We start from the raw sequence: 13725 nt of genomic DNA on the forward strand, positions 1-13725 counted from the left end.
TCAGGGCGTTTTTTTTATAACTATTTCAAATGAGAAAAAATCCGGAAATTAAAATAAAAGAAACAAAATTACTGTCTGACAATTGGTATCTTTTAAATAAGATAACATACAGCTATCAAAAGGAAAATGAAATACCTCAAACTCATATCCGTGAAATCTATGACCGCGGAAATGGTGCTGCCATTTTATTATATAATTCAAGTAAAAAAACAATCATTCTAACACGACAATTTCGTTTACCGACTTTCCTTAACGGAAATAAAACCGGAATGATGATTGAAGTTTGCGCCGGACTTTTAGATCAGGATAATCCTGAACAGGCCATTATTCGTGAAACCGAAGAAGAAACCGGCTACCGTCTCGATAAAGTTCAGAAAGTTATGGAAACCTACATGTCTCCGGGAGCCGTTACGGAGATTTTATATTTGTTTACAGGTGAATATGACGAGAGCAAAAAAGTAAGCGAAGGTGGTGGATTAGATGCTGAACAGGAAAATATTGAAGTTCTTGAATATACTTTTGAAGAAGCTTATGCGATGATTGAATCCGGTGAAATTTCAGATGCTAAAACTATTATGTTGTTGCAGCATGCTAAAATAAAAGGTTTGATTTAATTTTAACATTATAGATTAAAAATTTATTTTTTGTACCCATCTAATCTATTAAATGTTAATCCAATAAATATTTTCGAAAATTGTGTAATCAATTTTGGCTGTAAAAAAAATAACTTTACTCTACTAAAAAAACACCATTATGAGAAAGTTATATTACACGTCAAACATTTTATTTTTATTAATTTTAACCTTGCTTATTTCCTGTAAAGAAACCAAAACTGACAAAAACACAACTGAGGAAGCCAAATCGCACAAAACGATTGAGTACAAAAAGCCTTCTTCATCTATTAGCTTTCACTTCGAAAAAACAAAACAATGGCTTGAAGCCAATAAAAATGATTCTTCTAAATTGGATGTTGCTTATGCTATAAACAGAACTGATAAAGCAAATTTTACTAAAATGGATTCTGTTGTAATTCCTTCAGATTTTAGTGGAGATTTGGTTTACTATCTTCCGTTTCCTTTGCATGTAACAGCTTTAGAGGACGTTTCAAAAGTGATTATTTTTTCTTATCCAGCTCAGGTATTTGCTGCTTACGAAAACGGAGAATTAGCGTATACAGGTCCAACAAATATGGGAAGGAAAAAGGACCAAACACCAACCGGATTATTTTTTACCAACTGGAAAGCAGAAAAAACAACCAGTACTTTTAACGACGAATGGGACCTAAAATGGAATTTCAATATCGAAAATAAACTTGGTGTTGGTTTTCACGAATATGAATTACCAGGATATCCGGCTTCGCATTCTTGTTTGCGTTTACAGGAAAATGACGCAAAATATCTTTATAAATTTGCTGATGAATGGATTTTGAAAGATAAAGAGAACGTAAAAGTAAAAGGCACACCTGTAATTGTTTTTGGAAGTTATCCTTTTGATGGTCCAAAACCTTGGTTTCAATTAGCTTATGATGCAAAAGCATTAGATATTTCTGAATCTCAAATTGAAAATGAAGTAAAACCATTTATTCAAAAGATTTTAGAAAACCAGAAACTGAGAGAGACTGAACAACAGACTGCTGCACTTTAAAAATCAACCATAACGTTAGATTGCAACTTCTTAATAATATCTTCTTAGATTTTATAAAAATAAAAAAGGCGTAAGATTTTAAATCCTTACGCCCTTGTATTTTTATAAAAAAACTAAAAATTATCTTGAATAATTTGGAGCTTCTTTTGTAATCGTAACATTATGCGGATGACTTTCTGTAATTCCGCTTGACGTGATACGAACAAAACGTCCGATTTCCTGTAAAGTCGGAATATCTTTAGAACCACAGTATCCCATTCCGGCACGGAGACCACCAATGAATTGAAGCATACTTTCGTTTAATTCTCCTTTGTAAGGCACGCGACCTACGATTCCTTCAGGAACTAATTTTTTTACATCATCTTCGACATCCTGGAAATAACGATCTTTTGAGCCTGTCTGCATCGCTTCAACTGAACCCATTCCACGGTATGATTTGAATTTTCTACCTTCGAAGATGATAGTTTCACCTGGAGATTCTTTAGTTCCGGCTAACAAAGAACCCAACATTACACAATCGGCACCTGCAGCGATAGCTTTAGGGATATCTCCAGTATATCGGATTCCACCATCAGCAATAACAGGCACTCCAGTTCCTTTTATAGCTGCAGCCACTTCAAGAACTGCTGAAAACTGAGGAAAACCAACTCCAGCCACGATACGCGTTGTACAGATAGAACCAGGTCCTATTCCAACTTTTACCCCATCAGCACCGTTTGCTACTAAATATTTCGCTGCTTCGGGAGTTGCAATATTTCCAACAATAACGTCTATTTGTGGAAATTTTGATTTTACTTCTTTTAAAGTATTCACAACACCTTCGGTATGACCGTGTGCCGTATCAATAATAATAGCATCAACACCAGCAGCAACTAATGCTTCAGCTCTTTGAACAGCGTCTCCGGTAACTCCAATCGCAGCAGCCACTCTTAAACGTCCAAAAACATCTTTATTAGCAATTGGCTTTTGAGTCAGTTTGGTAATATCTCTAAAAGTGATTAAACCTACTAACTCATTTTGAGCGTTGATAACCGGTAATTTTTCGATTTTGTGACCTTGTAAAACTACTTCGGCTTGTTCTAAGGAAGTTCCTTCGGCTACGGTTATCAAATCTTTACTGGTCATTACCTCAGCGATTGCTTTTGAACCATTTTTTTCAAAACGTAAGTCACGATTGGTTACGATTCCTTTTAGGATTTTGTTTTCGTCTACGATTGGAATTCCGCCGATTCCGAATTCTTTCATAGCAGCTTTTGCATCTGCAATAGTTGAATTCATTGGTAATGTTACCGGATCGATAATCATTCCTGACTCTGCACGTTTTACTTTTCGAACTTTTGCAGCCTGTTGTTCGATAGTCATATTTTTATGCAAAACGCCTATTCCGCCTTCTTGTGCCATAGCAATTGCCATTGCACTTTCGGTAACAGTATCCATGGCAGCAGATACAATTGGAACGTTTAATGTTATGTTTTTTGAGAATTTTGATTTGATACTCACTTCGCGGGGAAGCACATTCGAGTAGTTCGGTACTAATAATACATCATCGTAAGTTAAACCTTCGCCGATAATCTTGGAGTTGTGTGCTATCATGTTGCAATTTGTAGTTGAATTGCGTGCAAATATAGTGAATAAATTGGAAACTTGCCTATTAACTTACCCAGATTTTTTTGAAGCCTTACCGAAATTGCTGCCTTAAAGCCTTAGCCCGGATGGAAATGAAAAGCCAAGAGAGGCAAAAATACATTTTTTCCTGGATTTAAAAAGCGACCAACGGAAGCTCTTTTAAAACCATTGGAAAAAAGTGATTTTAACCGATTGCTTGCAATAAACAGCCGGAATTGCTTCTTAATTTTTTAAACCAGATAAGTGATGTAAGATAATTTAAGTTTATTTTTTATGTCTTTACAAATACTCTGAATGACAATATAATATTAACTTATATAACTTAAATTCTAAATTTAGTCAGGGTTCTGAAATACAAAATTCACCCCTAATTGAAATGCAATACTATTAGCTTTTGTTACATCTTTATATTCCAATATATTGTCCACAAGCAAGTACATATTTAACTTTCCTATTGTTCCGGAAACTCCTAAACCAATATTTTTATAAGAAAAGGAGTCGAGAGTATAGGTCGTTTTCATCTCTAATTTTTTTAAAATTCTACGTTTATAAAATGCTGTAAAAGCAAGAAATGGATCTTTGGACATGGTCATGGCAAAAAACTGAGCTCCAACGGCATTTACATATTGTCTTTCATTTGGCGGTTTGCAGCTGCATTTGTCATCGAATCGGGATTCTCCAAATGAATATTGAACAGAAGCATTGAACTTTGTCGGTCTCCAGGTGGTGTATTTATTATATAGTGTATCTCTCGGAATAGCTTTTTCAAATTCATCTAAAATATTTTCAGGCTCATCTGTAAAGTCAAAATTTGGGTTGACTCCATCATATTCATAGTTGCCTTTGTACGTCAGAGTTTCGATATCTTTTGTATGTCTGATAAAACCAACATCAATAATACTTGCCGTAAACTGAAGGTTTTTCCTATAATACCAAGTCATTCCTGCATCAAAACCCAACCCCAGGCTTCCATTAAAAAAAGTATTATGAATGAGATCATTTGCTATATTTCCATCATATTCATCTTTTGTAAAAGCAACAATTCCGGAGGTTTTCAATTCCATATTGGAAGAAATGATTTGATAATAAACATTTGTTTCAGGAGTTCCGTCTGTGGTATAAATAAATCCGGAGTTTTTAGTTGACGTGGCATTCGCACCGCTTGAATATAATTTTATTTTTCCACCCAAAACCAAATTTTCCTTTACTTTTTTATGAAAGCCAACGTGAAAAACCGAAAGTACTTCGGTACGCAGGTTTACATCACCTAAATTGAATGCTTTTCCTATGTGATCACGATTTCCATCCAAAGCTAAAATAGCCATATCTTTTGGAAAATACATTAAAAAATCAAATTCCTGATACGCCCCGAAAGAAACATAAGATTTACTGTCTTCACCACCAATCCTGAATCCTCCTGAAAACAATTCGAGTTGTTGGTTGGCATACACTTTATCTTTATTAGAAGATTTATTGACAACATTCCGTATTTTATCATTAAAATCAACTCCGTTATCAGCAAACAAATCATAAGCTGAAAAACTAGTGGAACCAAAATTTGCCGAAACACCCGATAATACCGGGAATCCAAAATAGTATTTATAAGAAACGTCAGCCCCGGGATTTACAAGTAGTGACTGCGGAATAGAAGTGAAATTGTATAGTAGTTGTTTGTTTTGCGAAAAACAAATGATGTGAGTAAATATCAATATGATTAGGTATACCTTTCTCATTTAGTCTTCAATTACAAAATATAGCGTTGCATCAGAACGAAGTTTTAGATTTCCCACACTATTTTCTGTTAGCGGAGGACCAGCAGCCATTGTTAATACGAAACCTATTTTTACGGTTCTTTTAAGATTAGCCAAACGCTGATTTTCGAAAACTTCAGTAAAATTCAAAACATTACTATTTCCGGAATTAGCCGGAGCGTCAAAACTTAGTGTTTCAATGGTATTGTTTTGGGCATCGATTAGGACTAAATCAATTTTATATGCTCTGTTGATTGTATTGGTTATTTCAAAATTAAATTCGGCTTTTATTAAATCTTCACGCATGAGCGAATTCCTGAACGGATTAAAATCCTGCGCATCAAAAGCAATATTTTGCTCATTTCCATTATCTATAAAATCATTTGCCGGGATATTAAAATAAGTTAAATTAGCTACAACAACCGGCTCCAATTTCAAGTCATCGATCTGATCAAAATCCAGATCACTTGAACATGAGAAACTCAGGAATATTAAAACTAAAAGCGATGTGATTTTATGTATACCTGATGATTTCATAACTAAAAGCTTTTGACTTAGTAGAAAATAACGCACTTTAACAAACACTTATTGTGATAGTTATAGTAAATATACGAAAAATCTTAATTAAATTTACCGAATAATTTTGAAGCTTCGTTATAAGCGCTTTCAAAGCTTAAAGAGTTCAAACCTGTAGCTTTTTTATTGGCCGTAAAATAAGAAACAAGTTTTTCTGTAGGCATGTTTCCGGTTAATTTATCTGTTGCCATTGGACAGCCTCCAAAACCCTGAATCGCTCCATCAAAACGGGTACAGCCTGCTTTGTGAGCGGCATCAATTTTTTCGAACCAGCTATTGGGTGTTGTATGCAAATGCGCACCAAACTCTATTTGAGGATATTTTGCAATTAAATGTGAGAAAAGATACGTAATCACTTCGGGGGTTGAAGTACCAACAGTATCAGAAAGCGACAATATTTTTACGCCCATTTCAGATAATTTTTCTGTCCACTCCCCTACAATTTCCACATTCCAAGGATCTCCATACGGATTTCCGAAACCCATAGAAAGATAAGTTACTACTTCTTTGTTTTTTTTATCAGCGATTTCGAGAATCTCTTCGAGAGTAATCAAAGACTGCGCAATGGTTTTATGTGTATTTCGCATCTGAAAATTTTCAGAAATAGAAAAAGGAAATCCTAAATATTGGATGGCTTCATGTTTTGCAGCTGCTTCTGCACCTTGCATATTCGCTATAATTGCTAAAAGTTTGCTAGTTGTCTGAGATAAATCAAGCTGTGACAAAACCTCAGCCGTATCCTGCATTTGCGGAATAGCTTTGGGAGACACAAAACTTCCAAAATCTATCGTATCAAAACCCACTCTAAGCAAAGCTTGTATATACGAAACCTTATTTTTAGATGGAATAAAGTTTTTTATACCTTGCATGGCATCTCGTGGACATTCGATAATCTTGATCTTTTTATTCAAAGTTAACTCTTTTATGAAAGCTAAGTTACTATCTTTTTAAAGAAATAATAAAATTAATTTTCTAAAAAAGAACTCAATAAAATTTAATTAATCACGGCAAACAAAATTTATATTTGCTTTAAAATCTTTTTATTGATTGCTTTAATTAAAGCCGGACCTTCATAAATAAAACCGGTGTACAATTGTACTAAACTGGCACCAGCGTTTAGCTTTTCAATCGCATCATCAGCAGAATGAATTCCTCCTACTCCAATAATTGGGAATGCTTTATTGCTTTTTTCCGAAAGAAAACGAATTACTTCTGTAGAACGTTCTGTTAATGGTTTTCCAGATAAACCACCTACTTCAGATTTATTCTCAGATTGTAATCCCTCTCTTGAAATTGTGGTATTTGTTGCAATGACACCACCAATCTGAGTTGTTTTTACAATGTCAATAATATCAAGTAATTGCTCATCTGTTAAGTCCGGAGCTATTTTTAAAAGAATTGGTTTTACTTTTTGTCTACTTGTTTTTTGCTTTTCTACATTTCTATTTTGCAAAGTCTGCAATAAAGCCATTAGAGGTTCTTTGTCTTGTAAAGCTCTTAAATTTGGTGTGTTAGGTGAGCTCACATTCACCACAAAATAATCAACATGATCAAATAAAGCATCAAAACAAATAATATAATCGTCAACAGCATTTTCGTTTGGCGTAACTTTGTTTTTCCCAATATTTCCCCCAATTAAAACGCCTGAATTCTTTTTTAAACGTTGTACCGCATCCAGAACCCCTCCGTTATTAAAACCCATTCTGTTAATAATACCCTGATCCTCTTTTAATCGAAATAAACGTTTTTTGGGATTCCCTTCCTGACCAACCGGAGTTACGGTTCCAATTTCAATAAAGCCAAAACCAAAGTCTGAAAGTTCTTTGTATAACTTGGCATCTTTATCAAATCCAGCAGCAAGACCAACCGGGTTTTTAAATTTAACTCCGAAAACTTCACGTTCTAATCGAGCATCTTTTACTTCGTAAATTGATTTTATGATTGATGATACTCCCGGAATTTTTGAAATGAATTTAACAAATGAAAAAGTAAAATAATGTACTTCTTCTGGATCAAAACAAAAAAGTATCGGACGAATTATCAATTTATACATAAGAGTGTAGTTATTATTTTGGTTGCAAATTTAATTATAATACTTTAAAATGACTCCTTTTTATATAAAACTATGAAACGGTTTTTCGAGTCAAAAAATAAAAATTCAAAATTAATTTATATAAAATTTCAAAATAAAATATTTGCAGGTTTAATACTGATATCACAACTTCTATACACTTTATAAATTTTTTTGACCAATTTATAAATGAGTAATCAGCTAAAAAAAAAACGTTGCAAATTATAAAATGAAACAAATTCAGAGCATTCTGTAAGCTTTTCTGCATTATTTATTACTTAATTTTGAAGTTCAAGTAAATAGCAAAAAAAAATACCTCATATTCAGTCCTCTATATATTGTTTTACCTGAATTTATAAAAATAAGATTACATCATTTTTGAAATAAAATTTAGACAGAAATAACCAATTTAATACCGTAATAAACAATTTAATACCATAAACTATGAAAATCAATAACACTATTAAAATGCTAAAAAAAAGCATCTTATTGCTTCTTTTTTGTTTTTCCCCAGGTATTTTGACTAAGACTAATGCTCAGGCTGATCCACAACAAGTAACTAAGGAAACTTTTAAGGGGAAAATTAGTCTGGACATTCGTGATTCAAAAGAAGATTGGAGTCCATACAGCCCCAAAAAAGCACCGGCTGGAGCACCAAATATTTTGTTTATTTTATATGATGATACTGGTTTAGCTGCTTGGTCGCCTTATGGTGGCAGAATTAATATGCCTACTATGCAAAAATTAGCAGATAACGGCTTAATCTATACGCAATGGCATACAACGGCACTTTGTTCCCCAACCCGATCTACTTTATTAACGGGACGTAACCATCATTTAAATGGTATGGCAGCCATTACAGAAGCTGCAGCGGGATATCCTGGTGCTAGTGGAAGGTTACCAAAACAAGTCGCTACTATTGGACAAGTATTACAAGATAATGGATGGAGTACGTTTTGGATAGGAAAAGATCATAATGTCCCTGAACAGGATGTTGCTTCCGGAGGTGATCGCAGTACCTGGCCATTACAAATGGGATTTGATCGTTACTATGGTTTCTTAGGTGGAGAAACCAATCAGTGGTATCCTGACTTAGTAGAAGATAATCATTTTACAGAAGCTCCAGCTAGTCCTGAAGAAGGGTATCATTTATCTAAAGATTTAGCAGATCATGCTTTAGAGTACATTCGCGACCAACAAGCTACAAACCCTTCTAAACCTTGGTTTATGTGGTATTGTCCAGGTGCAAATCATGCTCCACACCATGCTCCGGAAGAATACATCGCAAAATACAAAGGAAAATTTGATGATGGTTATGATGCTTATCGTAAATGGGTTTTGCCAAGGATGACTGCAAAAGGTATAATTCCTGCCGGAACTAAATTTGATAAATTTAACCCACTTCCAGCAAACATTGCCAATGAGGGTGATGCCGTTTTAGAATGGAGCAAATTAAGTGCTGATGAAAAGAAATTATTTTCAAAATTAGCTGAAGTTTATGCTGGATTCTCAGAATATACTGATGCTCAAGTAGGTCGTGTAATTGATTATTTAGAAAAAACTGGTCAATTAGAAAATACCGTAGTGATTTATGCTGCAGATAATGGAGCTTCAGGAGAAGGCTCGCCATCAGGATCTGTAAACGAAAATAAATTCTTCAATGGTTATCCTGATGAATTAGCAGAAAACTTAAAATTGATTGATAAATTAGGGGGACCAGATACTTACGAACATTATCCTACTGGTTGGGCTGCAGCTTTTTCTACACCTTTTAAAATGTTTAAAAGATATAGTGAATATGCAGGCGGAACTTGTGACCCTTTAGTCATTTCCTGGCCAAAAGGAATCAAAGCGAGAGGAGAAGTTCGTAACCAATTTCACCATTCAACAGATATTGTTCCTACTTTATTAGATATTTGTGGTGTAGAAATGCCTAAAGTATACCGAGGTGTAGAACAATATCCATTATCCGGAGTATCCATGCGTTATACATTTGATGCAAAACCTGATACAAAAACTCAAAAACATATTCAGTATTTTGCTATGTTAGGCAGCCGTGCTTTGTGGAAAGATGGCTGGAAAGCTGTTGCTCTACATGCTCCATTAACAGGTAAAGGTAATTTTGACAATGATCAATGGGAGTTATATAACACTGATGTGGATAGAGCGGAATCAAACAATTTAGCCAAGAAATATCCAGATAAATTAAAAGAATTAATTGCAGATTGGAATACAGAAGCTGCAAAAAACCTTGTTTTACCATTGGATGATCGTTCTGCTCTTGAAGTATTAGGGACAGAAAGACCATCAACTGAAGCAGTTCGTGATCGCTACATATACTATCCGGGAACTGCACCAGTACCAGAAGGTGTTGCCGTAAATGTTCGTGGTCGTAATTACAAAGTTATTGCTGATGTAGATATTAAGGATGCTAATGCTTCCGGAGTAATTTTTGCTCATGGTTCTCGTTTCGGTGGGCATTCATTGTTTATTAAAGACAAAAAATTATACTATGTATATAATTTCTTAGGCATTCCACCAGAACAAAAATTTGTTTCAAATATTGATTTAACAACTGGTAAGCATGCTTTAGGTATGGAATTTATTCGTGAGAAAGCGGGTGAAAACGGAGAGTCAATTGGGAAAATGAAATTATATATCGATGGAAAAGAAGTGGCTAGCGGCCCTATGCGTACGCAAAGCGGTAAATTTACACTTTCAGGAGATGGACTTTGCGTAGGTTATGATAGTGGTGATGCTGTAAGCCGTGAATATAAAACTCCTGGAACATTTAAAGGAGGAGAAATAATAGGAGTTGGTATTGATGTTGGAAAAATTGAATATGTTGATTTGGATAGCGAAGCTAAAAGAGCTATGAAAAGAGACTAATTTAATAATTATTGTATAAAAGGGGTATTTATTTAAAGTGAAAAATGGAAAGTAAATACCTCTTTTGCTCTAAGAAAGCAAGATTCATTTTGACCTATAAAATAAATGGCTTCACTAACAATAAAAAAATGTTTTATATGAATATGAACAATCATTTAAAAAAAACATTCTTTTTATCCCTAATTCTTTGTTTGTCATGTTTCCTTTCAAGCCAAATTATAGCACAGGATAGTAACGAAAAAGAAACTTTTGTACCTCATCATCAAATTGGAATATCGATTAACCATGTTCATATTTTTGAAGGAAGGGATGATGAAGGAAATAAAAAAGCCTTAACATTACCGGCCTGGGCAGTAGATTATACTTATCATCTGACAAAAAAATGGGCAATTGGTTTGCATACAGATATTATTATCGAAAAATTTAAAGTCGAAAAAAACCTGGAAAGTGGAGGAGATAAAGAAACTGTAGAACGTAGTTATCCTATTGCCCCTGCCGTAATGGGTATTTACAAGCTTAATGAACACTGGAGTTTTCTCTTGGGATTAGGAGGTGAATTTGCCAAAGAAGAAGATTATTTTTTAACACGTGCCGGAGCGGAATATGGATATGAATTACCTAAAGGATGGGAAGTGTTTGGTACTTTCAGTTATGATATCAAATGGAATGCCTACGACAGTTGGGGAATTGGATTGGGAATAACTAAAAGTTTTGGGCGAAAATAAAAATCCCCAAAAAAATTCAAATTATATGATCAAACTAAGTATATGAATTACAGTAATAGTATCATACACCACCGTATCGCAAAATATCTGATTGTTATTTTACTTTTACTTACAGGTATATCTATATCAGCACAAAATACAAAAGATACAACCAAACTAATGAATGTTAGTTATGGAAGCAAAGGAATTGAATTACAAACAAAAGACAATAAATTTCTTTTTCAATTACAAAGCCGATTACAATTTCGATTTTCTACTCCATATGATGCAGATCCTTTAACTTATGATGATTATAATCAGGATGCTCAGACCACTTTTAAAATAAACCGTGCCAGATTAAAGGTTGGCGGTCATGCTTTTGAACCATGGCTTAAATATTATTGGGAATACGAATTAAGTCAGTCTAACTTGCTTGATTTTAGAATTATGATTGAAAAATGGGATTGGCTGAGTTTTAAAGTAGGCCAGTGGAAAACAGAATTTACCCGTGAACGTTTCATTAGCAGTGGCGAACAGCAAATGGTCGAACGATCTTTAATTAACCGCCCTTTTACAGTCGATCGTGAATTAGGAGTTGAAGTTTATGGGCACTTAAAGGGAAAAGGAATTGCTGATTTTAATTATTGGTTCGCAGCACTAACAGGGACCGGAAGAGGAAGTACTGCCAATGACGATAGTAATTTAATGTACTTTGGACGAGCTCAATGGAACTTTTTAGGAAGATTTCTTGATTTTGAAGGTTCTGATTTCGAATTTCATAAAGAACCCACTCCAATAATTGCTTTTTCTGCGATTACTAACCGAAGCCCATATACTCGCTTTTCACAAGCTGGCGGAGGTTCTTTAGATGGTTATGAAGATGGAGAACCCGGACAATATCGGGTAAATCAATGGAATTTAGAAACAGCATTTATGTATCGCGGTTTCTCCTGGCAAAGTGAATGGCACACAAAGGAAATTATTGACAAATTAAATAATAGCGATACCACTACCATGAAAGGATATTATATTCAGGCAGGATATTTTTTTCACAATGCTTTTGATTGGTGGCCAAACCACTTAGAAATAGCAGGAAGACATGCAGCGTATCGTCCAGACAACACAATTAGGAAAAACTTACAAGATGAAACAACCCTTGCTTTTAACTGGTTTTTTAAAGGCCATAAAAATAAATTAACCTCAGAAGTATCGTATTTTAGTTTTCAGGATAAAACCTTGCCTTTAGAACAAGGCTGGCGCTTTAGGATACAATGGGATATTTCATTATAAAAAAAGGTATAGCACTTGTAATCAAAAACATAGATATAAAAAAAATAAAAAAAATGATCTAAATTTCCTAAATTATTCTTATTTTTTTAATAATTTTAATAGACTAAAACACTGGAAATGAAAAGTATAAAAAAAAATATAAGAAAAACAGCACTAATGTGCCTGTTGGGGTCATTTTTTTTGATTTCAATTGATGGTATTGGTCAACATCGTGGCGGTGGTGGTGGTGTGCATAGAGGCAGTGCTGTAAAAGCAAGACCTACAACCCATTCCAGTTCCAGACCCGCTACAAAAAGACCTTCATCTAATAGCTCTGGCATTAAAAGACCCACTACAGCTAAAAGACCTGTATCTCAATCTCACAGTTCAGGAATTAGTAAACCTGGAAATAATAAACTTACCAGACCAGCTACCTCAAACTCTAAACTTGGAGATAAAAAACTAACTAATAACAGAAATTCAAATACCTTAAATAAAAATAAAGTTGGTAACAGAAACACGAATATCAGCGGTAACAAGGTAAACAGAAACAAAAACAATGTCAACATTAATGTCAATAATAGTGTACATGTTCGTAACAACCGGAACACTGTTGTAAGACATGGTTCAAGACCTTATACACGCCCCCCTTACCGTTATGGAGGTTACAGATATAACTCTTACCATCCTTATTTTCCTCGTCCTTACAGACCCTTTTATTGGGGACCCGTTTGGCATCCTTGGGGATTCTTCATTACAACTTTAGCAGTAACAGCAATTGTAGTAAGCGTAGAAAACACTAAATATCATTATGATCAAGGTGTCTGGTATACATCAACAAGCGGTGGCTACACAGCGGTGCCAGCCCCCGTGGGAGGAACGGTAAATAATATTCCAAGCGGTGCTGAAACGGTAAATACCGGAACCGTAAATAATTATTATTACGGAGGAACCTATTACGAAAAAGATGGAGGCAGTTATACCGTAGTGGCACCAACAGCAGGAACTTTAGTAGATAATTTACCTGAAGGTGGTGAAGAAGTTACGATAGGGGATGCCAAATACGTAAAATTTGGAGAAACTTACTACCAGCCTGTTCAGGTTGACGGCGAAGATAAATATGAAGTTGTGAATGTCGAAAAAGAATAAAGTTACAGATACATAATTAACTCTATAAAACTAATAGATTAATTTT

The 13725-nt window shown here is 34.5% G+C and carries 11 protein-coding genes; 6 read left to right on the top strand and 5 right to left on the bottom strand.

Annotation, left to right across the window (positions count from 1 at the left end):
* Positions 1–29 precede the first annotated feature (29 nt).
* Both ACEN2I_RS15090 and ACEN2I_RS15095 read left to right on the top strand, forming a co-directional pair.
* On the top strand, positions 30–614 hold the full coding sequence (locus ACEN2I_RS15090) for an NUDIX domain-containing protein (protein WP_441766928.1): 585 nt from the start codon (positions 30–32) through the stop codon (positions 612–614).
* Positions 615–753: 139 nt separating this feature from the next.
* Positions 754–1644, top strand: coding sequence for a L,D-transpeptidase (locus tag ACEN2I_RS15095; protein WP_441766929.1), 891 nt, complete (start codon positions 754–756; stop codon positions 1642–1644).
* A 120-nt stretch (positions 1645–1764) separates the two neighbouring features.
* Here ACEN2I_RS15095 and guaB read toward each other — a convergent pair whose 3' ends face one another.
* The 5 genes from guaB to ACEN2I_RS15120 form a co-directional block, all read right to left on the bottom strand.
* Positions 1765–3237: an IMP dehydrogenase gene (gene guaB, locus ACEN2I_RS15100; protein WP_441766930.1), complete on the bottom strand. Its 1473-nt coding sequence runs from the start codon at positions 3235–3237 to the stop codon at positions 1765–1767.
* 368 nt (positions 3238–3605) lie between these two features.
* Entirely contained in the window at positions 3606–5003 is a 1398-nt protein-coding gene (locus ACEN2I_RS15105; protein WP_441766931.1) for a DUF5723 family protein, read from the bottom strand.
* On the bottom strand, positions 5004–5558 hold the full coding sequence (locus ACEN2I_RS15110) for a hypothetical protein (protein ID WP_441766932.1): 555 nt from the start codon (positions 5556–5558) through the stop codon (positions 5004–5006).
* A gap of 83 nt (positions 5559–5641) precedes the next feature.
* On the bottom strand, positions 5642–6508 hold the full coding sequence (locus ACEN2I_RS15115; RefSeq protein WP_441766933.1) for a hydroxymethylglutaryl-CoA lyase: 867 nt from the start codon (positions 6506–6508) through the stop codon (positions 5642–5644).
* A 107-nt stretch (positions 6509–6615) separates the two neighbouring features.
* Positions 6616–7650, bottom strand: a complete 1035-nt coding sequence (locus tag ACEN2I_RS15120; protein ID WP_441766934.1) for a quinone-dependent dihydroorotate dehydrogenase — start codon at positions 7648–7650, stop codon at positions 6616–6618.
* Between the two features lie 462 nt (positions 7651–8112).
* On the opposite strand from ACEN2I_RS15120, the gene ACEN2I_RS15125 reads away from it, so the two are divergent.
* From ACEN2I_RS15125 to ACEN2I_RS15140, 4 genes are all read left to right on the top strand, one after another.
* Complete coding sequence (locus ACEN2I_RS15125) at positions 8113–10557, top strand: arylsulfatase (protein WP_441766935.1); 2445 nt, start codon at positions 8113–8115, stop codon at positions 10555–10557.
* A gap of 137 nt (positions 10558–10694) precedes the next feature.
* A complete protein-coding gene (locus ACEN2I_RS15130; protein ID WP_441766936.1) occupies positions 10695–11282 on the top strand; it encodes a hypothetical protein in 588 nt (195 codons plus the stop codon).
* Positions 11283–11324: 42 nt separating this feature from the next.
* Complete coding sequence (locus tag ACEN2I_RS15135) at positions 11325–12551, top strand: OprO/OprP family phosphate-selective porin (RefSeq protein ID WP_441766937.1); 1227 nt, start codon at positions 11325–11327, stop codon at positions 12549–12551.
* Between the two features lie 117 nt (positions 12552–12668).
* Positions 12669–13679 (top strand): DUF6515 family protein, encoded by a 1011-nt coding sequence (locus ACEN2I_RS15140; RefSeq protein ID WP_441766938.1) that lies wholly within the window; start codon positions 12669–12671, stop codon positions 13677–13679.
* Positions 13680–13725: the final 46 nt, after the last annotated feature.

The sequence above is a fragment of the Flavobacterium sp. W22_SRS_FK3 genome, from assembly GCF_052113665.1.
Lineage (GTDB): Bacteria > Bacteroidota > Bacteroidia > Flavobacteriales > Flavobacteriaceae > Flavobacterium.

Coding starts and splice junctions, on each gene's coding strand:
- ACEN2I_RS15090 (WP_441766928.1), top strand. CDS start 30: ATGAGAAAAAATCCGGAAATTAAAATAAAAGAAACAAAATTACTGTCT.
- ACEN2I_RS15095 (WP_441766929.1), top strand. CDS start 754: ATGAGAAAGTTATATTACACGTCAAACATTTTATTTTTATTAATTTTA.
- guaB (WP_441766930.1), bottom strand. CDS start 3,237: ATGATAGCACACAACTCCAAGATTATCGGCGAAGGTTTAACTTACGAT.
- ACEN2I_RS15105 (WP_441766931.1), bottom strand. CDS start 5,003: ATGAGAAAGGTATACCTAATCATATTGATATTTACTCACATCATTTGT.
- ACEN2I_RS15110 (WP_441766932.1), bottom strand. CDS start 5,558: ATGAAATCATCAGGTATACATAAAATCACATCGCTTTTAGTTTTAATA.
- ACEN2I_RS15120 (WP_441766934.1), bottom strand. CDS start 7,650: ATGTATAAATTGATAATTCGTCCGATACTTTTTTGTTTTGATCCAGAA.
- ACEN2I_RS15125 (WP_441766935.1), top strand. CDS start 8,113: ATGAAAATCAATAACACTATTAAAATGCTAAAAAAAAGCATCTTATTG.
- ACEN2I_RS15130 (WP_441766936.1), top strand. CDS start 10,695: ATGAATATGAACAATCATTTAAAAAAAACATTCTTTTTATCCCTAATT.
- ACEN2I_RS15135 (WP_441766937.1), top strand. CDS start 11,325: ATGAATTACAGTAATAGTATCATACACCACCGTATCGCAAAATATCTG.
- ACEN2I_RS15140 (WP_441766938.1), top strand. CDS start 12,669: ATGAAAAGTATAAAAAAAAATATAAGAAAAACAGCACTAATGTGCCTG.